The sequence below is a fragment of the Haloferax larsenii genome, assembly GCF_024730625.1.
Classification (GTDB): domain Archaea; phylum Halobacteriota; class Halobacteria; order Halobacteriales; family Haloferacaceae; genus Haloferax; species Haloferax larsenii.
The window spans coordinates 195,803-218,250 of sequence record NZ_CP078064.1 but is presented as its reverse complement, the minus strand read 5'-3'; the positions used below and the strand labels follow the sequence as shown (position 1 = coordinate 218,250).

Genomic DNA, 22,448 nt, shown 5'->3' with positions numbered 1-22,448 from the left:
TTTGTCAGATTGGGAACTTCTGTCAGCGGTACATATTTACAACCTACTTGAGTCCGATAATCCGTGCCAATTACACGAGCGAAGTCTATCGATTCTCTCTACGAGGAATGCAAGGATTTCGACCTTGTGCTCGTGCCGGACGCGCCGATGGCAAGCGCCCTGAACCGACGTCTCGACCAACCCCACTTCGGGCCGTTCGCGATTACCCCACGGCGCCTGGCGGCTCGACGCCGAGAACAGGCTGAGGATCGACTCGCGTTTCTCGAAATCATCGAGACGACGGATCTCAACTGGAAGGAGACATCGTATGCGGTCGGGAACATCCTCCAATGCTGGGAGTACCAGGGGACGTCTGAGGCTGTTCTCGACTACGAACAGTTCGCGACGACGGCAACGCACACCGCTGTCGACTGCATCGCCGATATGGACACGACGTCCACGCGCCTCACCGAGTACAGTATAGACGCCGACACGTCGGTCGCCGTCGTCGGATTCAAGCAGCTCACTGAACTCGAACGCTCGATCCTTCCTCCAGACTACGAGACGGTCGACCCGTTCACCGAAGAGTCGTTCGACCATCCACCGTTCCGAATTCTCGATTCGCCGGCCGCAGTCGTCGACGTTGTCCTCGACACGGTCACCCCCGAAAACGCCGGAGATGTGGCTGTCGTCCTCGATGCAGCCAGTCAGTACTCCTCGCTCATTGAATCGGCGCTAGAAGCTGCAGATATTCCATACTACGGTGGTCCAGGCTTCACCGACGATGCACGTCACCGAGCATTCCTGCAGTTGCTTCGAAGTGCGCACGCTGGCCGAGATACGCGGGTTGGCGACGTTCGACCACTCCTCACCCAGCTCGGGATGCCCATCGATATCGAGCACGACGAGAAGCGTCTCTACGATCTCGACCACTCGGAAGTAGACTGGCTCCTCGAATTCCGTGACGAGATTCGCACCAGCACGTTCGAGGAAGCCATCGACGCATACGAGGCGGTCACGGACACAACCATCGACGCGTTCAGAGACGAACTCGCGACGCTCGGCCTGCTCGACGACGTCGTCACCGAACCAGCAGTTGACCGACTCGAGTTCTATCTGCAGTCCTACGAAGTGCCTGTGGACCGCGAAAACGAAGGTATCCTGCTGGCCGATGCGAAATCGGCCGCGCACGTCGACCGCGCCGTCGTGTTTTACCTCGGCCTCGACGAAGGGTGGACACATTCATCGCCTCGTCGCCCGTGGGTTGACCGAGACCAGGAGTTCGAGCGGAACATCCGACAGTTCCAGCTCCTCTTGCAGAACGGTGTCGACCAGTATTACCTCGTACAGGATACCAACGGTGGGTCGCCAGTCACCCCGTGTTTGTACTTCGAGGAACTGTTCGACGAGGATTTCGACCGATTCAGTGACCTGGACTCACTACAGCACTCACGAGCGTTTCGACCAACGCAGGACGGATTCGAGCGAGAAGCGCTCGACGTTTCGCCTGAGGAAGTCACCGCACTGAGCCAGTCGAGTCTAAATACCTACGTCAACTCACCTCGCGATTACTTCTTCAGTCGACTCGTCGACAACCCCGACAAGGAGCACTTCAGGGAAGGGAACCTGTTCCACGACTTCGCAGAGTTCTACGTCTCACATCCGGACGTCATCACGACGGACACACTCGATGAGGTCGCCACAGTCATGCTCGATGAGGTTGACCCGTTCCTCCGGGGCGTCGATCGGGAGGTCCGACTCACCAAGTACCGAATCGGCCTCCAGACCATCGTCGAATTTCTTGATGCAAACTCGCCTCAAAGCGGGGGATTCAGGACGCCGGATAGTGGCAGGGGAAAGAACTTTTTCGCGGAGTATTACGACCAACCCATCGATTCGTCAATCACCGAACGCTGGTTCGAGAACACCGACCTCGGATTGAAGGGGAAGATCGACCTCGTTCACAGCTCTACTCGACTCCTCGACTACAAGAGTGGCGCAAAGAAGTCGGCATACTCCGTCGTCAAGCACTCAGCGCTTGACCCCCCAAGCGACAAACCGAATTTTCAAGCACTCCTCTATCTCGCTCACCAGCGTACTGAGCATCCGGGTGAGGAACTCCAGTTCACGTTCTTCCACTTCCTCGAAACGCTCGACGATGTGGTGACTGGGGATAGGTCTCTCGAGAATTGTTTGACGACAGTAACGTATTATCCCGTTACGTATGAGGGATACATCGCGAGAGAAGACACCTTCACCGAATTACAGGAAGAAGCGGCGAACGACTGTAACAAGACCTTCTCTCAGGTGGAGTACGAGGAGTATCTGGCGTTCTTGGATGTACACGAGTTCCCGGAGACGAGAGACAAGGGTGAACTCATGGAATCCGCGTTTGCCCGCCTCTTGACGGAGCAGATGAAGCAGAGTGTTGGGGACTACAAGTACGTAAAGAAGGGTTGTAAGCAGGCTCTAAGACACTTACTCCGTATTCGCAACCAGAACTATTTCGCGGGCGATGTAGACGCGTTCGAGCAGTTCGTCCAAGATCGTCTTTCGGAGTTGAACGCTCGCCGTACCGGTGACGAACGCTTCCCGGTTCAGGGACTCGGCGGCGACCCGAACTATCGGTACGTGGATAACCGAGACTGCATCCTGGAGGGTGGTTCGCGATGACCGCGCCGAACGACCAACAGCAAGAGCTCATCGACAGTACACAGGGCATCCACGTCGTCGACGCCGGCGCGGGGACTGGAAAGACGTTCACTGTCACCCGTCGATACGCAGAGATCGTCGACCAAGACGACGTCGAGCCGGAGGACGTCCTCCTCGTGACGTTCACCAACAACGCGGCGACGGAAATGCGAGAGCGGATCGTCGCCAACTGTGACTACGGGATGCGTGAACTCGCTGACGCGCCGATTCAGACGTTCCACAGCCTCTGTCACGACATCCTCATGGAACACGGCTTCGAGGCCCCGACGCTTCTCGGCATCGACGACCGGATTACGGGGTCCACACGCGTCCTCGAAGACGAGAACGTCGAGAAGGCGCAGTTCCGCGAGTTCATCCGTCGATTCAGCGACAACCACCCCGAGTACGACGACTTCTTCCGCGCCGTCGAGGAGCCAGTCGAACTCCTCGGGTTGATCAATCAGCTCGCAGCGAAGGGTGTGTTCCCGACGGCTGATGGCTGGTACCGGAACGGCAAGCGGCATCTGGACGGTGACTTCGATGCGTTCCGCGAGATTTTCGTCGAACTGAATCAGCCCCGGAACGATGGGAACAAGCAGTCCAAGCTGCGCTCGAAACTCGGGGGCTACGGGAACGACAAGTGCTACCTCCCAGACGCGCCCGAGGAAGACGAGATACGTGGCGGATGGGGTGAGAAACAAGTTCCCACTGCCGTCGCACGACTGGCGTTTGACGAACAGCGAGCGGGCCTCAAGAACTTCGTCCACGACGTCTATCACGAGTATCTGCAGTTCGCGCTCAGTCGGAATTACCTCAATTTCAGCTTCCTCCAACTGTTCGCGTTCGTCCTGCTCTGTGACGACCACCGACTCCGCGATGACGTCGCGTTCGAGTACGTGATGATCGACGAGTTCCAGGACTCAAGCGAGATCCAGTTCAAACTCGCACTCCTACTCGCGGACACGAACAACGTCTGCGTCGTCGGCGACTGGAAGCAGAGCATCTACTCGTTCCAGTACGCCGCCGTCGAGAACATCACCGAGTTTGAGTCCCGACTGGACCGATTCGTCGACGAACTCAACGAGGACCACGAGCGAGTGTCGTGGGCGACACGACCCATCATCGATATCGAACTCGTTGAGAACTACCGGTCGACGCAGGCCATCCTCGACTTCTCCGAGCACAGTCTGGTCACGCCCGCTGCGAGCAAGGACGATGTCGACGAGGCAGCCGTCCGAGACCGCATCGTGTCGCTCTCCTCGAACGCCGCGCACGAGAACTCCCGCATCGAGGCGATTCAACACGAAGACGAACACGAGGCCGTCCTGACCAAGATACAGGAGATCGTCGGGAACGACGCGTATCAGGTCGAAGAGGATGACGAACTTCGCCTCCCGGAGTACGGTGATATCGCCGTCCTCACCCGGACTCGTGACTTCGGCCGGGAACTCCTCTCTGTCGCCGAGGAGTACGGGTTGCCGATGGCGTACGAGGGTGGCATCGAGTTGTTCCGGTCTGACCCAGCGAAGCTTCTGCTGGCGTGGTTGCGGATTCTCGAATCAGACGTCGAGCGAGGGTGGGCAGTCGTCCTCGAGGAAGCTGGCTACACGCTCGATGAAGTCAAACACGTCCTTGAGAGTGAGGAATACCCCGACAACATGCAGACGTTCAAGTCGGAGCTTGGAACACTGGAGACGGTCGGTGGGGTTGCCCAGCGCGTGTTCTCCCAGTACGACTACGACGGGGCGTATGCCGACGTGCTGCTGACGACGATACAGTCTGTCCACAGCGCGACGACGTTGACACGAGGTGACCTCGTCAGGTTCATCGAACGGGGCATTGAGGACGGAAGCACTCACGAAGTCCACGCCAGCGCCGGGATGAACTCGGTGACGGTCCAGACCATCCACGCAGCAAAGGGACTCGAACACCCTATCGTCGTTCTCGCGAACATGAACTCACACCGCTTCCCACCGTCGGGTGGGAACAGTAACGCGATCACGTTCGACGATCCGATCGGACTCCGTCAGCGGAAGGTCTACGCCGACGACCACGGGTATCCCCACATTCACGACAACTGGCGGAGTGACGTCCTCCGGAAGTGCCTGCCGCGTGGGTACGACGAGGAACGGCGCTTGCTCTACGTCGCAATGACGCGGGCTGAGAGCCATCTCGTGTTCGCTGCGGGTGAATCCCCGAATACGTTCATCGAAGAGCTTCCGGTCGACCTCGAGGAACTGGAACCCGACGTTCAGGAAGCCGACGTCAGTGAGACAACGCAGGCACACTTGCAGATTGCTGTGCCGACGCCGGACGGTTCGGTCGGACACTCGCCGCACACGCTCATGCGCGACGATGTGTTCGAGGACGTCGACGACGGGAGGGGAACCGCGTTCGGAACGCAGACCCACGAGTTCGCCGAGCGGTACGTGTTGGAGGGTGACGTCGAGCCCTCGAACGACGACGAGCGTCGTATCAAATCGTTCCTGGACTCGCTTAACGGTGAGCTGCGAGTCGAGGAGGATGCGTACCTCCCGCTCACTGTCGACGGCGAGCAGGTCACTATCTCGGGAATCGTCGACCTCGTTCACATTCGTCCCGATACCGTCGAGATCATCGACTTCAAGACCGACCTCGGACGGCACGCCGAGGATGAGTATCGGAAGCAACTCAGCGTGTACTATCACGTGTTGGACGAGTGGTTCCCTGACCGAGACGTGACTGCAGGGATCTTCTATACCGCTGAAGGAGCGCGTGTTGAGATCGATCCGATATCGAAAACAGATTTAGCAAATCTTGTTCAGCGGGTCACTAGGAGAGCTGATTAATAAACTGGTGAACTATATTTCGAGCCTCAGCAAGGTCGGACGTTGAGTGGGAAAATTCCGCACTGATGAGTTCTGTGAATCCGGGTCGGTGGTAGTCAGGCCCGGCGGTTTCACTGGCCTCAACTTGCCACTCACCGTCAAGAGATTGGAGTGAAACGGCTCGTATCGGCACGTCAGTACCAACGAGTGAAACATCCTCTAAGTCCCAAGAATATTCGTCGTCCGACATCTCCCGAACCCACTGATAGCTGTTTTTGTCAAGCTTAGCTCGTTCCCAGTGATAGCCATTTTTCTCGATAGATTGAGGAGGAAAATCCAGATCATCTTCAGTCGGCATAAGCAAAACACGGGTCGGCCAAGTTAAATAATATTGGTCAGTTGGTGGAGGCCGAACCCAACAATTTGGGTTGAAGTATAGACAGTATCCACCGGATTGAGCGACCGCGCTCTCTGCTTCACTACCGATAGGTCTGGAAGCTTCCTTAGTTCCGAACTGCTTTGGCGGTGCCTCACAATCCTACAAACAATGGAAGAGCGGCCATCTGCAATCGATCTGTTCTGCGGGGCAGGAGGGCTCACACAGGGACTCCAGAATGCGGGTTTCGAAGTACACTGGGCAATCGACAGCGACGCTGCGGCCGTCGAAACGTACCGACGTAACCACGGCAGTCACGTAGTCGAAGATGACATTCGTGAAACTGACCCGGCGATAGACGGGCCCGACATCGAACCGGGGGTACTCGACCTTGTGGCAGGTGGACCCCCATGTCCGTCCTTCTCTACCATTGGACGAGCAAAACTTGGATCGCTGAAAAATAGGTCTACCGAAAACGACGACAGGAATATCCTCTATCGCGACTTCCTCCGATACGTCGACTACTTTGAGCCAGCAGCCTTCATCATGGAGAACGTTACTGGCCTGCTCAGTGATACCGCCGTCGTCGAAACAGACACGATTCAGCAGTCTCTACCGACAGTCTCAGCGTCTACTGGAGAGCCGGTCGGCAAGGAAACACCGGTTCCAGAGATCATCCTTGAGGAGATAGACGCGCTCGGATATCACGCTGACTGGGAAGTGGTCGACGCAGCTGACTACGGGGTTCCCCAGCATCGGGAGCGCGTTTTCTTCATCGGGGTACGCGAGGGCGACACATTCCCCGACGTGAAGCGATGGAAAACACATCGCGAACCGAAGAACGAGAGGGAACGAAAAATAAGTGTCAGGAGCACACCAGGGGCATTCAAAGAGTCCTCTCAGACCACGTTCAGTACAGATCCAGCAGTTCCACCCTTCACCCGGGGAGACACAGCCAGACGGCCATACGTAACGGTTGCGGACGCAATCATGGACCTGCCTCCAGTCTCGCCTGGCGGAGAGATGCCTCCAAGTGAAGCGACAGAATACACTCTACCACCAGTATCGCCATATCAGGAGTGGCTACGCGATATCCCGGAAGGTGAAGACTGGGACGAGCAACCGCTACAGAACCACAGTTGTCGGTGGCACAATCACCTAGATCTCTCCATCTACAAATTGCTCGGGCATGGCGTCGGATGGAATATCGGGGACGTGAGCCAAGAGATCCAACCCTACCGCGATGATGTCTTCCCAGACAAGTACAAGAAACAGAACCCCTCCAAGCCGGCATCAACCATTCTGGCGCATATTCAGAAGGACGGTCACATGTTTATCCACCCCACTGAAGCTCGGTCACTCACTGTCCGAGAGGCCGCGCGGTTACAGTCATTTCGTGACTCGTACTGGTTCCCCGAGAGCCGGACGAACGCGTATCGACTTGTCGGCAACGCCGTTCCACCACGGTTGGCGCACGCTGTGGGCCATGCGGTCAGAGAAGAAGTTCTTAAGTGATATCTCGGAGGACCTACCGAGGACGCTGGTTGTCGGAGACAGCGGTGATGTATCCGTGAGCAAACTCGATTATGTCAAGATCAAGTTCGCCTCGGTCTTCGATACGGAAGTGGAAGAGGCGATTGCGGTGCTCTCCAATGCGGCTGACCAGCTGTCGGACGAAATCCTGTCGCTCGTGAAAGAACTCGTCGAACCCGTCGCTCCAGTTTTTTGAAAACAGGAACTCGTAGTGACTGAAGCTGCACTCGTCAAGGCTCTCAACGAGACGTAGATGGTCAGAATCCGAGGAGAGATCTCTTAACACCTCCGGGACCTCGTTACCATAGACATCCCGAATGATGCTACGGATTGCGTTCTCAATTCCCTCAATCAACAGAAAGGGCTGGGTTGACTCTCTCCAGAATTCGCGGATGTCGTAGTCAGTGACGATTCTGTATCCGTCTGGGGAGTCCACGAGCACGTATGAGCGTTCGCCAAGAATGCTGAACAGCGTATTGAACTCGTCGTCGTGGTCGACTATCCGTGGCTTTTCCACTGCGAGTTCAGCGGTTCGGTTGCTCAGTCTCTTTGGCGAGTCGAACAGTTCGTCAGTCGCAACCAGTGCTCTCGCAATCGACTGATATGATACCGCCCCGATAAGCTTACCACCACGAGTGATACCGAATTGGGAGTATTGCTCTGTCAGCATCTTTTCGATTACATCTCGCAGGCTTGTCTCCGCAGGAACGGTGTCAAACTCGGGGGCTTCGATCTCACCAACTGTATCAAACATCATGTAGTACACATGAATCCCTTTCAGAAAATATCGACGGCTCACCAGAAATCCAATTCTGGACTGATTATCCAAGGAGTTGCTCAATGCGCTTATACCGGTGTTCAGCCGAAATCGACTGGTCCGCGAAAACGACCACTTTTATTAGTACAACCTACCGGTGTCCATCTGAAGCTCGTCACGCAAGGCATCAAGCGGAGTTTTCCGGGGATTTAGAGACGGGGCTAATCATCAAAGGCATCGACAACCGCAGCCATGTTGATCAGCTCTGGTTCGTCAGGAATTACCTGCTCTTCCTCTTCAAGTCTCGCCAGCTCCGCATCCCGTTCATTCTTCAACTCCTTGAGCTGGCTCTGTGCCTTCGCAAGAACGATGCGCATGTCTTCATCCGGCTGTGTGTCACGTTCTTCGAAACGCTCGATCCGCTCCTCGAGATCGTCGATGCGGTACTCGAAGTATTTCTGCGTGTGCTCACGTCGAATTCGGGCCTCTCGCTGTCGGTCTTCTCGTGCCTCGGCTGCCAGGTCCTCTATAACCGCCCATGCGACAGCCTCCGCGCGTTTCACGAGCTCGTCAGAACACTCAGAAATCGCTTCGACGGCGGGATAGTCGTTGGCGGCAGAAGGCGGGAGACCACCAGTGATGTTTATTTCGCCGGTCTGCTCAACGCCGTCTGGAGTCACGTAGACCTGGACGAGGCGCTCGGTGACTGTGTCCCCTGTTCCAGAGAGATATCCCACCCGGAAGTGACAGAGTAGTCCCGGTGTTGCCAGGTCTCTCCCGCCAGTCAAAACGGCCGTCTGTCCACCGACTGCGTCGCTGTCGAGACAGAACTGCATCATCGACCGCACGACCGGGTGGTCGAGGGCGATGAATTCGAGTGACTCGTCTTCGACAGCGTTCTTCCGGTCGAAGGTTGCGCCATCGTACCGGTCCTTTACTTCGCCCCCCGAGATCGGGTCCGGGACGACGAGGTCGAACACGTCGCCACCGTCATCGGCGGGACCGGACCGCACGTTGACGATCCGACCACCGAACTCGTTGCATACGGTCCGAACGAGATACTCCACGTCTGCCTCACTGATCGTGTCCTCTGCGCTCTCGTCGATGATGTCGAGGATTTCCCGGTCCTCTTCGCTCAGGTCGAAGCGGTCACGGATGAGCAACTCCTCGTCGACGCGGCGGACAGCTTCTTCCTGGTCTTCGACGATCGCGTCAAGATCGGCAGCGATTGAGTCCGTACTGTCTTTCTGCGCGATAGCGGTCATGATCTGCTCCTCGAGGTCGACGTTCTCCAGCACGAGACCAAGGACATCCGAACTCATGCCCAGCGTTTCCTCGATCTCATCGAGCTTGTTCAGCAGCAGTTCGAGGATGTCGCTCTCCCGGGTATCGTCGACGAACAGGTTACGGATCTCGACCATTCGTTCCTGTCCGTAGCGGTGGAGTCGACCGATGCGTTGGTCGATTCGCGTCGGATTCCACGGGAGGTCGTAGTTGACCATGATGTGCGCGAACTGGAGGTTCAGTCCCTCCCGGGCGGCGTCCGTCGCGAGCATCACTGCAGCATCTTGCTTGAAGCGTTTGATAGCTGAATGCCGCTCGCTTTGATTCATCCCGCCATGAATCTCAACTGTCTTGACGTCGGCAAGGACGTCGTCTCGGAGATATTCCAGCGTGTCTGTGTACTCAGTAAACAGCAATATTTTCTCACTTTGGTCCTCCCTGAGGACTTGACGAACAAACTCTCGCAGCCGTCTGCCTTTTGAATCCACAGGAATTGAATTTGCGGCGGCAATGAGCTGGTCGAGGACATCACCTTCGGTCTTTACAGAATCATCGACATTGTACAATCGGGTAGCAATATCTTTGGAAACGAGCGTTTTGGTTTCGAGTTCATCTCGCCGTTTCTGCAATGAGTTTGCAATTGCTTTGATACTTGAAACAAGGCGTTTCTGATAAATGACCATCGTGAACCCCGCCGCATGTCGATCCGTTTCAACATTCGCGGTATAGATTGCTGAGATGTACTCAGTGAGGTCGTCATAGAGTCGACGTTCTTCAGGAGTCAATGAGACCGGTAAAGTTGTGATTTTCCTGCCTGGAAACATCGGTTTACCCTCAGCATCGATCATACTCTTGTCTGATTTCACACGTCGAATCATCAGATCACTAAGTTTCTCTGGAGAGATATCACTGGGACCGCGGAACCGATATGGATCAAGCAGTCGAAGCAAGTGGAAGAATTGGTCTTGTTTACCTTTATGTGGTGTTCCGGTCAGAAACAGCAGTGCATTGGTATTGTGAGAAACTGCCTCTCCAACGCGATATCGATCAACCCGTTTGACCCCATCACTGCTCTCGCGGGCCGTTAGATGATGTGCTTCATCGATAACAACTACGTCCCACGAATGTTTGAGATTCTGGAGATCCGCCAACATATCGTCTTGTTTTGCAAAGTCAATTGACACCACGACATGATCATCATGCGTCCAAATATTCTTTCCCGGCTGTGCAGCACGGAGGCTGTCGACGTACCCCCGATCGTACGCAATGTATTCTCGGCCGAACTTCTCTTGCATCTCATCTTGCCATTGATCGCGTAGTCCCGCAGGGGTGATTATCAGGACACGGTTCGCACGCCCACGGGCAATTAGTTCCTCGATGATGATTCCTGCTTCAATTGTTTTGCCGAGGCCGACCTCATCACCAATGAGGAACCGTGGCTCATATGCGGTTAGTACACGGTGTGCTGCATCAACCTGATATGGTTCAATACGAATCCGATTGCCTGAGAGACTGAGAAATCGATTTGATCGATACGCAAGACTCAGTCGTGCAGCCCGCTCTCGAAGGCTAAACCGGACTGGCTCATCAAACTCGCCTGTCGCCAACCGGTCACCAATTGCTTTCCCAGGTGTAAGTCCCTGTGCGTCTGCAGGTACTTTCTTTAATTCACCATCCTCAGTTCGAAGATACAGTAAATCAGGACCGTTTTCGCGTGACTGAGACGCGACAACAGTAGCTCGGCCTCCAAGGAAATCAACGAGGTCACCTTCCTCAGACACACCGACTTTTCGTAGCATTGGAAGTGTCATCGGAACCTCTCGAATTGAGCCAGAGCCCGTCAATACTCGAAGCATTCCTTCAGATATATCGACGACGTTCCCTTCCCCGCCGTAGAAGGCTACCTGATCACCTACTCTAAAGCCGGTCGACATTTTGTAATATCCATGTGTATTTAACAATTCTATTATATTAATTTGTGCGGCGTGTTTTGGACCCACATACGTCATTGCCCACCGAACTGAGAGGCTGTACCCATTGATTGTGTCATCATGACTCTGTCCTCATTCGGTGATGTTTGGCTGCCACCATTCCAACAGCAATCAAAACTCATCTCAGAATTGTCTCCCCTTGTTACAATATCATCTAACCGGTGAGTAAACAGATAGTGACTGCCCTCAACATTCACCCCTGCTTTCGCAATTAGATATGAATAATCGAAGACTTAGATGAATGCTACCACCACATCGACCACTGACTCAGCTAGAAACCATACGAATGTAATCACACCTGTTGTGATTAGCCACGGATGACCTAACAGCTTGAGCCCGTCCATTACTCGTACGACTCCTATTCATACATGAGATCTCCTGAGTACTGCTAGGAATACCGCTTGCAACCGCCCTAGTTGTTCACGACCAACAACGGAGAGTACGCCTCTCCGAAGATTACCACACCCACTCTACCGCCATCCCACCACAACGTCTGTGGTTCCACGCGATCAACTCCGATGATGGCATAGAGGTCCATCGCCAAGCCACAATTAAGTCCGTCGAATAGTGCCGTCCAGCCGATTCGACTCGAGATTTCTCTATATCTCGATCACTGTGTGTAAAGAATAGGTCTCGAAAGAGAGTGGCAGCGTGCTCCTCGCTGTCGCCAGTAATACCACGAGATGTGTAGGTGGTACAAATGTTCCACTAGCAACCAAAAATTTGAGAACACATTAAGTATCTATACATTCAACATATTTAACATGGGAATCCGGCTAAGAGGTACTCTTGGGATTGTACTACTCCTAATCGGTGTTAGTCTGTATATGATCGGTCAGCAAGGCGTAGCTGAGTACCAGACTACGGGAGGACAGTTGATTCGAACACTCTCCAGTTCTGAGCAATCCCAATATGAAATGTATACAATAATGAAGCTTGTAGGAGCAGGAACTGGGATTCTTGGTGGAGTACTAGTCTTGCTCGACCTTGTTAGCGGGAGCTCAAATTCTACTACTACAAACTCGAGTGATAACAGTGAATTGTTTTCAGGCTATGACCATGATTCGTTAGCTCCCGGTTCGTACACGCACTTCCAATTTTCTCTCAAGAAACCAGCTGTACTTGATGCTGATGTAGAAGTGCTAAATGGTAATCCAATCAACGTACTGGTAACCTCAAAAAAGAATCTCGACCGGTTTGCTTCAACCGGCGATATTCGGTATCACGAGGGCACGACTGGGTTCAAGACTACGCGTCACACTGCTAAGGGTCGTCTGCCAGCAGGTACCTGGGCAATAATCATCGATAATACTAACCGAGTTGGTGGTACTGAAACACAAGAACCAAAGAAAGTGGATATTGAGATAACATACAACGTAAGAGCCTAACACATCACCCGAAGTTGAGGAATTTGTGGATGGTGTCTTGACGTCTACATTGTTGTCAGAAAAATTTACAAATTCCCAAGCAAGCATGAACATTCTCACAGCCACGAATACTTTGATGTCTGTTCGACATCACCGTTGGACGAGTACCCAAATATGACATCCTACCTCGGTGTCGACTGGGCCGATGGCTGCTGGGTCGTCGTTGAAGCCACCGATGAACCGATCGTGACCACCGAGCCGTCAATATTCAACGTCTGGCAGAGGCACGGGGAGAGAGCCGACATCCAGTCGATTCTCGTCGACATCCCTATTGGCCTCCCGGAGAGCGGCACAAGAGCCTGCGATAACGCCGCCAAGGAATTTCTCAGCAGTCGTTCGAGTACGGTCTTCACGATTCCACCACGCAACGTCGTTGAGACCGACGACTACGAGACAGCCAGAAAATGCAACGACAACTCACTGGGCAGCCAGAGCTGGTGGTTGTTCCCCCGAATCCTCGAAGTCGACGTCTTCCTTCAGGAGAACGCCGCCGCCCGAAACAAGATCTACGAGAGTCACCCAGAGATCTGTTACGCCAGCATGAGTGAAGGTAAAATTTCGCCGAGGAGTGACGTTGACGGCATTGTCGATAGAGTCGAGATACTCAAAGAAGCAACTCAAGACTCAGAGTTGCTCAATAGCGTATATACTAAGGTCAGGAAATGCGTCGAAAACCGATTGGGGGGGGTGCCAAGTGGCACCACCGGATTTCGAAGGGACGCGTCGACGACGTCCTAGATGCTGCCGTCCTCGCGGTCACAGCCGCGAAAATCGACCTCCAGCCCCGGAACGTAGATGCCGATTACCCCAGACTTCCCGATGAACAGAACCCTGAGAAAGACGAATTGCTCGATAATATCCCGATGGAGATCGTATATCCAGGTGGGTTGGATAGCCGAGAGATACTCGACCGCTTTCATCTGCGATATCGCGATTGACCGTCCATTCTTCTGATCGCTCATCCACTTGTATGTCGGCTCGTCACCGACCACGTACCCATTCGCATACTGCTGAGCACACGAGACGCACCAAGTTGCACCCATGTACCTCCAGTCGACGTGGCCAATCGGACAGACGAACCGAAGTCGCTGGCGGAGAGCTGACCAGTGGATCTCAACTGGCGACTGCTTGGTCTGGATTAATCTCGGTCGGAAATTTCCATCAGTGAGTCGGATATCGTTGAGATCTCTTCTGGACGATGGAGAGCAACAGCACAGAGATGTCTGACCATCTCCATAGCAGGTGACGCATATCGCCGGCGTCGAAAATCCATATCAATGGCCACGGTTTCGATTAACTCTTGAATCAACACGTGCGATGGGAGTAATCGAATAGAGACGCCAAATTCGGCTTCCAATTCGTTTGTGAACGCCTCTCTACTTCGCTTGACAACCGTTCTTCTGGGATCCTCTTCACTCGCAAAAAATCCTTTAAACACAATCCAAATTTCGTCAATTGAATCCACGTGCTCGAAACGCGTGTCCAAGATATCCCCACAATCATGTACTAATTCCTCAATGTAGCCGCGAATGTCGCTTGTTCGCCTCTCAGTATTCCAGTTTGGATAAGCATAGGGCTCTCCGAAGGCTTTGCATTCAATCGCTATTGTCTCACCATGTTGATTTATTCCCAGAACATCGATATCTCCCGGACTATTCTTGGTACTATCAGCCTTAATGTACGGAACACGGATTTCGGTATGATATCCGTGTAGGCGGGCTAAGTCAGAAGCGATTCCTTCAATAGCCATTACTTCGCTCATATTTTTGATTGGCTCCAAGCTATGTTATAAATTGACACAGACAGGTGAAACCAATTCGGTACGAGCGTCTGTCTGAGATGTGCATCTATATTTTTGACCACTAAAGGGAATGGCAGCCTCTAGTCAGTTGCACCACCGAACAAGAGACAACAACCCACATTCAGACCCACCAGCTAACGAACCAAGAACGTTGGAAATGTGGCATTTGGTCACTTCCCCAACTGGTCGGCGTATGAATCGTTCACAGGCCCTCTACTACTGAATAAACGTTGGAAACAAGGGGTTGTCTTTATTACCTAATAGTGAGGACGTGGCAGACATGGACGACGAGAGCGGCAACGTTGCCGCAGAGATTTTCGGCAAGCCGGATCCAATATTCGAGCAGAAGACTCTCGTTGACGTCGACCACGTCCCGCAACCGGAACGCATCGTCGGTCGCGATGACGAGATTCGCGCGCTTTCGATGCAACTCCGGTCAGCTATCGATGGCGAGTCACCGGAGAACGTGGTCATCTACGGCGAGACCGGGACGGGCAAGAGCCTCGTCGCGAAGCACGTCTCGACGGTCGCCGAGAGCATGGCCGAAGGCGTCCGCATCGGGACAGCGTATATCGACTGTAGCGACGACGACACGGAGACACAGGCCGTGTCTCACATCGCACGGAAGCTGAACGACGAAGACCGGACCGGTGTATCAGTCCCGGAGATGGGCCTGTCGAAAAGTGTCTACTACACGCGTCTCTATGCCATTCTCGACGAACTCTACGATGTCGTACTCATCATTCTTGACGAGGCGGATATGCAAGCGGACGATGGCCTGTTGATGTCGCTGTCGAGGTCGCGTGAGACTGGAAAGACAGACTGTCGCGTCGGCGTCGTCGCCATTTCCAACAAGGTGCGGTGGGCGGAGAACCTCAACGACCGCGTGAAGTCGTCGCTTCAGCCCAGAGAACTCAATTTCCACTCCTACGATGCGAACCAGCTTCGGTCGATTCTCGAACACCGGCGTGATGCGTTCCGAGACGGAGTCCTTGAGGATGGTGTGATACAGTTGAGCGCCGCGCTCGCTGCCCAGGACCACGGCGACGCCCGACAGGCTATCGACATCCTCCGAAATGCGGGGATGCTCGCACAGCAACAAGACAGTGAGACAGTTACCGAGAAGCACGTTCGGGAGGCTCGTCGGGAAGCTGAGAAAGACCGATTCCACGATCTCATCGGGGGGTTGACGGTCCAGAAGAAGACCACACTCGCTGCCGTTACGACCCTCCACAAGCAGACAGGGCGCGATGAATTCCCGACCGGCGATATCTACGCGGCGTACGCCGACCTCTGCGAGGTGATCGGCGTGGAGCCGCGAACCGAGCGTCGCGTGCGAGACTTCGTCCGCAACCTAGCGTTCCTCGACGTACTCGACGCGCGAAAAGACAATCAGGGGCGAGCGGGCGGCATCACCATCTACGCCGGCTTACAGCCCGCTCACGACCTCGAGATCGTCCACGAAATCGCGATGACGGACGACCGATTCGCCAACGTTGACGAATCGACGACAACCCTCTCTGAATAGCATCCCACCCACCCCTCGTTTCCGACGTTCTTCAAGTCGTAATCAGTGTCTTCGACTGGCAGGGGTCACACACACCCCTCATTTCCGACGTTCTTTGTCAGGTCCTCCCCGGTAGGAGACTTCCGCCTCTATTTCGGCAGCAAACATTATCACATATGCGCTGAAAACCACTCACTAGTTGCCTTTCAGTTTTGAATTGGGAGGGACTGTAGTCCCGCCCACTGCAGGTTTAATTCACACTCACACAAGAACGTCGGAAATTCGGGGTGGGGGTGTGGAAATTGTGCAGTCACACCCCACCTGTCGAAAGTAAATCGTTGAAGAGCACGGTCGAGAGCAACTGTATCGACTGCAAGTGTGAATCACACCACTCTCACTCTAGTAGACTCACCGATGTGGATCTCGATTCAGGATATTCGGCTTACATCCTCCGTCGGTTGTAAGTATCAGCAAACATCATAAGTGGAAAATCGACACAACCACAGTAGTTCCCAACCGGAGACCTGAGCGCCCCATCTCATCTATTTCGAGTATTTACATTCGACATACGGGGCGTGAGTACTGTGGTATTAATTTAGACAAGTATGCAACTAGCGCAGTACGATACCTTCGAATGGCCGGATCAAATGTCTCACTCACTAAGTGATAAGCTCGGCCGCGGTATGTATCACGGCTTGAGTCCGACATCTAAGTCGACTTTTTGATGGACACCATATGCATCGACGTACTCCATCGTGGCTGTCCGGATGAAGCGGCTCACTTGCCCGGGTCGCGGTCCCCAGTGCGCGATGTCAAGCCCGAGCTTTTCTTCCAATACGAATCCCGCAGCCAAGCTCACCGTTGACGCGAGAACCAATGCTGCAAGCCACTCGTCCGGGCCCACGAGGATCACAAGGGCAACTGGGAACGACGAGTACAACGAGTACGCCGGAAAATTATACAGAATCGACGTTTTTGCGTTCAGGAGGTATGCTGCGAACCCGTACAGTCCGAGTAGTAGTCCAAGGTCACCATACCAAACAAGGAGCCAAGGTGCCTGGTCGAGACTCAAAAACGACATATTCAACGCAAGCACGTTCGTGAACACTGTGACGCGGCTCACGTAGTATTTCTCAACTGCCATCCCGGTAAATAGCAAGGCGACAATCGGAAGATTGGCCCCGAACACTCTGACGAGCGCGTCAATCAGCATACCTGTCAATCAGTCTTACTTGGGTAGTACTCTTGGGTAGGGGGTGGCGTGTGTAATGGCGGTTAACCCAAACTGACCGTGCAGGATATACCGTCAATATTCAACGCAGCGTTCATAGCAGTAACACGAGAGAAAATAGGTGGAATCGGTACTTCCGAGAACGGACTATATCCGGAGTTGGTGGGGGCCGAAGTCATAGCGAGTTTTTTCCGTTGCATACCAAGCGCCACCTAACACTGCACCGAGAATGTGGACTTCGACAGCAGTCCCAGCTGGGAGTTGTCCAAGACCGCCAACACTCCAGAGGACGAACAACACAGAGAGTGTGAACTCGGGAATGGCCTTTGTCAAACGAACGGTAGAATCGAACAATCCTTCGAACGCTCCCAGAGCTATCATCAAACCTAATCCGGTTGTAATCCCACTGATTCCTGCACCAGGAACTCGGAAGATTAGAGCAGCGGCCACGTTCGCACCGATCCCAAGAGCGACAGCAATGCCGAGAATGAACCGGTCGTCATCTACTCGGTTCTCGATCCACCATCCTGTGAGAAAGAAGATGGCGAGGTTTTCGATGAAATGTGCGTGGGTAGAATGAAACAACCACGAAAATACGACCGACCCATTGCCGACAGTGTTTTTCACCATAGTCGCAGTCTGATATCCGGCATCTCTCGATAGGCTTCCATCAATGAGCAACTGCCCCGCATACACGACTGCGAACGAAATGATGAATGCGAGCGTTAGTGTCGGCCAGTATCTCAATCTCTTCTGAATATTCCTAACTCCCAGAGACACAATAATACTGACTTTTTTGAGACATATAAGCGTGAACCACAATACGAAGTCCCCTGAGACTTGATTAATTCAATCCAGGGTTCACCAACAACCGTTGGAACTTCCGAGAACTACCTAGAGCCGAAAGTAAGACGAGAACACCGGGCTGAGAGACCGCCCCTTTGCCTGTAGAATAGCTTCGGGTTGGTCGTCAAAATCATACTGGCACTTTTCCACCTAAGCGAGGCTATCTGGACAAGTTCAACCAAGTAGGTTACTTAAGTAAATTCTCTATTTTTATATAAAGTATAAGTAAACGGGAGTCATCGCTCTTCAGTATGCAAAGTAGCACGAATACTACCCATAGAGAGGGGACAAGCATATCACTCGATATTCCAGCACAAGACGCGAATTTATTCAAAAGCCAAGCAGCCCACGAAGTGCTTCTATTTTTATCTTGTTATCACGCTGACTCGTTTTCTATCACTGAATTAGCTGACGCTGTAGATTACTCCCAGCCAAGTATTTCGAAGGCGGTGGACGTATTGACTGCAAACAACCTTGTAATCGACCGCCGTGAAGGGAACACGCGACTTGTACACGTCAACCGAACCCGGTTGTCACGACCGGACGACTTGTTTCTTCAGATCCCCCAATCAGAATTCCAGCCACCTGTCCGCACCGCAACCAACGAATTAGTCGAGAATCTCGACGGCGTCATTGGCATCTTCCTCTACGGAAGTGTCGCACGAGGGAACGCAGACCGGCTAAGTGATATTGACCTATGGGTCCTCGTTGAGGAAGATCGAACGGTGAATCAGCGAACGGCAAACCGTGTTCGACAGGATCTCGAAGAGCAGAAATTCGAAAAAGGCTGGTACGAATACCATATCGACGTCGAGTCCTTGCCTGCGATTCCGACCTATATTGAGGAACTGCGAGAGGTACTCCGTGGTGGGCTCGTTGTCTACGACTCCGAGAAGTTTGAAACAGTCCGAAAGATGGTCTTCCACGGTGAGCTCGATGAGTAACAGATCCGATCCACGAGCCATACAAACTGGCTCGTCTCAAAGAGCAGGGGTACTCATTCGACATCCAAGATGAGATCGAACGTTTGCACTCGCGGACCGTGGACGGTGGACGGTGAACGGGTCGCTCAGTGTATTCGACTACTTGCGGAAACCGAATACGATGATGACCTGTACGAAGGAGTTCCCGAACGGACAGTCGAATCGAGAGTTGGTGAGGAGACAGCTACGTCTGGTATTAATTGGCTCCACCAGATCGGGGTCGTCAGATACGGTGAGGACGTGTCACTCGTCCTCCAAGAGAAAGTTTGATACCCGAATGGCAAAATCCAAACATCGCTTCCCTGTACCATCAATTAATGAGCGAGTCAAAAGACGCGGACACGAGACCAAAAATATCAGTTGCAGTTGTCGATGAGACGCACACGAACGAGATTCCTGACAATATTGACTCTGAATTATATACGACAACAAGACCTGAGTCATCGTTGGTTGAGTTTTCGGCTGACCCTGACGGGGAGCTGGCAGAGGCACTCAGGCGAAATGGGTTCGACGTCTGAGCTCATCCACTCACACACCCACCGGTGTACCCGAAATCACGAGTGTCGACGTGCTGAGCAAGGTCAGAACACGCTTGGATAGCGTTTCGAACATTCGCTCAACAGCACGCTGTTCTGTCGTGCTTTGAAGAAATTCGCGACGGGACAGTGTCTCCTGTTTTTCCCTCAATTCGCCGTGGTACTGTTCGATTTGTTCAAGTTTGATCGAGACAACCCGCTCGTCAGCCACGGAGCCCCTCCTTCGCAATCCGGTCAATTACTGCTCGCTGTTGGCGACGAAGGTCACCTTCCTGTTCGACAAACCTCGCTTCGATATCCCTCTTGAACCGCCCAAATGCGTGCTCGTCACCACAGACGAACGAACCATTGACCGCGTCGTGTGCGACATCTAACGAGAGAGATTCGATATCAGAGAGGTCAACGAACGGTGCGTCTTCTTGCTGGAGATCGCCCGACAGGAAACACTGTTTTTTGAATCGTTCACGGTCAGAAAGGCCGTCCGCAAACTTCACTGCGATGTCGAGATCAGACGTACTGGTCGCTTCGCCCGTGGTTTGTGATCCGAATGCGGCCACGAACTCCACATCTGGATCGGGGCAAACCGACTCTTTGAAGGCAGAGAATACCTGTGCACGTCCATCACTCGATTCCATGCGTAAATCGGCGGCGTATCGCCACAAAAGAATTCCGCCGTTCTGAGATGGCTTGTAGCACTCACGGTTGAGCTCAATCGTCTTGTGTTTCTTCCCCACGCACAAGTTCCTCTGGAGGAGTCAGAGCATCGAAATCTGGTGCTTCAGTTCGCTCTTCGGCATCAGCACGGAGCTCAGAGCGTGGGGGTTCCATACCCACACCACGTGATTCGCGGCAATCAATTTTTCTAGCACGAATTATTCCGTCTGTGTGGTTTGAGGAGTTACCCGACCGCACACCCTAGTCACGAGTGTAAGTCCTGACTCGTCTACTCTGGGAACTCACACCCAGTGTGCAAAATATAAATGTGCACTCTCCCCACGCGAGAGCCCTTCATGAGTAGCCATCTCTTCCTCAATTTTTCATCTTGCACACGGGGTACTGAACCGTACTTGAGCGTGTCTCTTGTTCACTTGTCCGGATTGACTGGCCCTTTATACTTCGACTTGATTTTGTCTCTCTCTCGCCACTGCCAGTAGTAGTATCGGTTGTCGTTGATCTCTTTGACAGTGATCGTCGCCTTCGTGGGGACATCGTCTGGAAGGTCGTCCGACCGTTCTTCGATCTCGCCTTCCGGTGACTCGTCCTCGAGACGAACCTCCCGCTCCTTGTGTTCGGCCAACTCTTCGGCATAGCGGGCAACGTCCCGAAGACGGTTCGGCGCCGATTCATTGAGGGCGTTGACGACTTCTGTGGGGAGGTTCGTCGGCGGCGTTGGTGGTTCGTAGGACATCGGCTGCTGCCTCGTGTTAACCAACACAAGTCGCTAATCAAAAATTTTGTTGGTTAAGCCAGTGCCGCTATTCGTATTCAAGACTCAGAACAAACCCACACACCCTCATTTCAGCTCACCATCCACGGGTCAAAGCGCCAAGCTAGGATTATCGTACTTCAAAGTATCATACCCTAAAGTATGTTATCGCGATTGCAAACATATCTTTGCACCCACAAACTAATATGAGTGCAATCCGTCTCTAGGACAATGACTGAGGATACACCGTCTCCGCCGGACATGAATCTGGCCGGTGAGTGGGACAAAGCTGTTGAGAGTCGGACGGTCAAAGATCGTGTGTATGAAGCGGCGACGACGCTCACCTCACCAACCACCGTTGCGGACGTCGCAGAACGTGCCGACTGCACGAAAGAAGGTGCTCGTCCCCATCTTGAGTGGTTCGTCGAAGTCGGGGTCCTCGAAAAAATCGCAGACAACCCTGCACTCTTCGTCCGAAACGAGGCCTACTTTGAGTTCCGTCGCATCACCGAACTAACCCGGGAGCTCAAAACACCAGAAGCGGCCGAGGAAGCAATCGACGAGTACCGAACCCGCGAACGAGAACTCTCGAGCTACTTTGAGGAATCCTCGCCTGAGGCGGTTGTTCTTTCCGAGACGACGTACGAAGATCTCGATGGGGCGTACGACAGGTTGAGTGAATGGCGAACTGTCACTCGCCGCCTTCGTGAACTCCGAGAAGCCAAATTCCGTCTCGAATCAAATGTCGGCGGGAGTCCTGCCTCGTCGTTCCCCTGAGCTCGATGGGACGCACAGATGACCTCAACGAAGAACGGATGCGAATTCTCGGTGGTCGACTCGCAGATCTCTCGGTAATCGAGACCGTCCAGTACTTCCCGTCTGGAAAGGAAGATCGTGTTGTTGCCACTCTTCAGTCGAGTTACTATCCCAACGCTGTGGATACTGCCACTCTCGAAATCCGTCTTCGACTGAATGGAGAGTTCAATATCCAGTATTTTGAGGAATGGACTGGGGAACACTGGTCGTGTCGATGGGACCGCCACCCAAATACACACAACACACGCGACCACTACCACGTACCACCCCAGCCGCGAGAAGAGAGTGCGGTCGATGCAGTCTACCCGGATGATCCGAATGACGTGCTACGTGCAGTTCTCCAAACTATTGAGAAACGAATCAACGACATCTGGGCGACAACAGATCCGGTTTTTCCGTTGGAATACGAATTCGAGCAGGAGTACGGCGCAGACTACCTCGTGAACACGTAGCGCAG

20 protein-coding genes and 1 pseudogene are annotated in these 22,448 nt (G+C 53.5%); 10 read left to right on the top strand and 11 right to left on the bottom strand.

Going from position 1 to position 22,448, the window contains the following annotated elements; genetic code table 11:
* The first annotated feature begins 63 nt into the window (after positions 1-63).
* Both KU306_RS16875 and KU306_RS16870 read left to right on the top strand, forming a co-directional pair.
* Positions 64-2,652, top strand: coding sequence for a PD-(D/E)XK nuclease family protein (locus KU306_RS16875; protein ID WP_258303459.1), 2,589 nt, complete (start codon positions 64-66; stop codon positions 2,650-2,652).
* Complete coding sequence (locus KU306_RS16870) at positions 2,649-5,498, top strand: UvrD-helicase domain-containing protein (protein WP_258303458.1); 2,850 nt, start codon at positions 2,649-2,651, stop codon at positions 5,496-5,498. The genes KU306_RS16875 and KU306_RS16870 overlap by 4 nt, the downstream gene beginning before the upstream one ends.
* Here the strand turns inward: KU306_RS16870 and KU306_RS16865 are convergent.
* The gene (locus KU306_RS16865) at positions 5,482-5,835 is read right to left on the bottom strand and encodes a hypothetical protein (RefSeq protein WP_258303457.1); all 354 of its coding nucleotides are present in this window, start codon (positions 5,833-5,835) and stop codon (positions 5,482-5,484) included. The genes KU306_RS16870 and KU306_RS16865 overlap by 17 nt on opposite strands.
* Before the next feature lie 189 nt (positions 5,836-6,024).
* Here KU306_RS16865 and KU306_RS16860 point away from each other — a divergent pair, with 189 nt between their 5' ends.
* On the top strand, positions 6,025-7,368 hold the full coding sequence (locus KU306_RS16860; RefSeq protein WP_258303456.1) for a DNA cytosine methyltransferase: 1,344 nt from the start codon (positions 6,025-6,027) through the stop codon (positions 7,366-7,368).
* 13 nt (positions 7,369-7,381) lie between these two features.
* Here KU306_RS16860 and KU306_RS16855 read toward each other — a convergent pair whose 3' ends face one another.
* The gene (locus tag KU306_RS16855; RefSeq protein ID WP_115891826.1) at positions 7,382-8,143 is read right to left on the bottom strand and encodes a CBS domain-containing protein; all 762 of its coding nucleotides are present in this window, start codon (positions 8,141-8,143) and stop codon (positions 7,382-7,384) included.
* A 221-nt stretch (positions 8,144-8,364) separates the two neighbouring features.
* Positions 8,365-11,361 (bottom strand): helicase-related protein, encoded by a 2,997-nt coding sequence (locus tag KU306_RS16850; RefSeq protein ID WP_258303455.1) that lies wholly within the window; start codon positions 11,359-11,361, stop codon positions 8,365-8,367.
* 821 nt (positions 11,362-12,182) lie between these two features.
* Here KU306_RS16850 and KU306_RS16845 point away from each other — a divergent pair.
* Positions 12,183-12,806 carry a hypothetical protein gene (locus KU306_RS16845; protein ID WP_258303454.1) on the top strand — a complete coding sequence of 208 codons (624 nt, stop codon included), beginning with the start codon at positions 12,183-12,185 and terminating at the stop codon, positions 12,804-12,806.
* A 153-nt stretch (positions 12,807-12,959) separates the two neighbouring features.
* The gene (locus KU306_RS16840) at positions 12,960-13,583 is read left to right on the top strand and encodes a DUF429 domain-containing protein (RefSeq protein WP_258303453.1); all 624 of its coding nucleotides are present in this window, start codon (positions 12,960-12,962) and stop codon (positions 13,581-13,583) included.
* Here KU306_RS16840 and KU306_RS16835 read toward each other — a convergent pair.
* Together KU306_RS16835 and KU306_RS16830 are read right to left on the bottom strand one after the other, a co-directional pair.
* Entirely contained in the window at positions 13,580-13,807 is a 228-nt protein-coding gene (locus tag KU306_RS16835; protein WP_258303452.1) for a hypothetical protein, read from the bottom strand. The genes KU306_RS16840 and KU306_RS16835 overlap by 4 nt on opposite strands.
* A 176-nt stretch (positions 13,808-13,983) precedes the next feature.
* Complete coding sequence (locus tag KU306_RS16830; RefSeq protein ID WP_147301801.1) at positions 13,984-14,607, bottom strand: hypothetical protein; 624 nt, start codon at positions 14,605-14,607, stop codon at positions 13,984-13,986.
* Between the two features lie 319 nt (positions 14,608-14,926).
* Here KU306_RS16830 and KU306_RS16825 point away from each other — a divergent pair, with 319 nt between their 5' ends.
* Complete coding sequence (locus KU306_RS16825; protein ID WP_258303451.1) at positions 14,927-16,174, top strand: Cdc6/Cdc18 family protein; 1,248 nt, start codon at positions 14,927-14,929, stop codon at positions 16,172-16,174.
* A gap of 667 nt (positions 16,175-16,841) precedes the next feature.
* Here KU306_RS16825 and KU306_RS16820 read toward each other — a convergent pair.
* Positions 16,842-17,366 (bottom strand): hypothetical protein, encoded by a 525-nt coding sequence (locus KU306_RS16820; protein ID WP_258303450.1) that lies wholly within the window; start codon positions 17,364-17,366, stop codon positions 16,842-16,844.
* A 165-nt stretch (positions 17,367-17,531) separates the two neighbouring features.
* The gene (locus KU306_RS16815) at positions 17,532-18,164 is read right to left on the bottom strand and encodes a rhomboid family intramembrane serine protease (RefSeq protein ID WP_258303449.1); all 633 of its coding nucleotides are present in this window, start codon (positions 18,162-18,164) and stop codon (positions 17,532-17,534) included.
* Between the two features lie 317 nt (positions 18,165-18,481).
* Here KU306_RS16815 and KU306_RS16810 point away from each other — a divergent pair, with 317 nt between their 5' ends.
* Together KU306_RS16810 and KU306_RS16805 are read left to right on the top strand one after the other, a co-directional pair.
* Positions 18,482-19,174, top strand: coding sequence for a nucleotidyltransferase domain-containing protein (locus KU306_RS16810; protein WP_258303448.1), 693 nt, complete (start codon positions 18,482-18,484; stop codon positions 19,172-19,174).
* A gap of 356 nt (positions 19,175-19,530) precedes the next feature.
* Positions 19,531-19,731, top strand: a complete 201-nt coding sequence (locus KU306_RS16805) for a hypothetical protein (RefSeq protein WP_074796172.1) — start codon at positions 19,531-19,533, stop codon at positions 19,729-19,731.
* 10 nt (positions 19,732-19,741) lie between these two features.
* Here the strand turns inward: KU306_RS16805 and KU306_RS16800 are convergent, their stop codons facing one another.
* The 4 genes and pseudogenes from KU306_RS16800 to KU306_RS16790 all read right to left on the bottom strand — a co-directional run bounded on the left by KU306_RS16800 (position 19,742) and on the right by KU306_RS16790 (position 21,157).
* Positions 19,742-19,960, bottom strand: coding sequence for a DUF86 domain-containing protein (locus KU306_RS16800; RefSeq protein WP_258303447.1), 219 nt, complete (start codon positions 19,958-19,960; stop codon positions 19,742-19,744).
* A complete protein-coding gene (locus tag KU306_RS16795) occupies positions 19,953-20,384 on the bottom strand; it encodes a nucleotidyltransferase domain-containing protein (RefSeq protein ID WP_258303446.1) in 432 nt (143 codons plus the stop codon). Before KU306_RS16795 ends, KU306_RS16800 begins: the two co-directional genes overlap by 8 nt.
* Positions 20,385-20,460: 76 nt before the next feature.
* Positions 20,461-20,577, bottom strand: a pseudogene (locus tag KU306_RS19080) (DUF7342 family protein); the annotation flags it as partial.
* A 256-nt stretch (positions 20,578-20,833) separates the two neighbouring features.
* A complete protein-coding gene (locus KU306_RS16790; protein WP_258303445.1) occupies positions 20,834-21,157 on the bottom strand; it encodes a DUF6788 family protein in 324 nt (107 codons plus the stop codon).
* Between the two features lie 249 nt (positions 21,158-21,406).
* On the opposite strand from KU306_RS16790, the gene KU306_RS16785 reads away from it, so the two are divergent.
* Together KU306_RS16785 and KU306_RS16780 are read left to right on the top strand one after the other, a co-directional pair.
* Positions 21,407-21,952 (top strand): DUF7342 family protein, encoded by a 546-nt coding sequence (locus KU306_RS16785; protein WP_258303444.1) that lies wholly within the window; start codon positions 21,407-21,409, stop codon positions 21,950-21,952.
* 5 nt (positions 21,953-21,957) lie between these two features.
* Complete coding sequence (locus KU306_RS16780) at positions 21,958-22,443, top strand: toxin-antitoxin system TumE family protein (RefSeq protein WP_258303443.1); 486 nt, start codon at positions 21,958-21,960, stop codon at positions 22,441-22,443.
* Positions 22,444-22,448 lie beyond the last annotated feature (5 nt).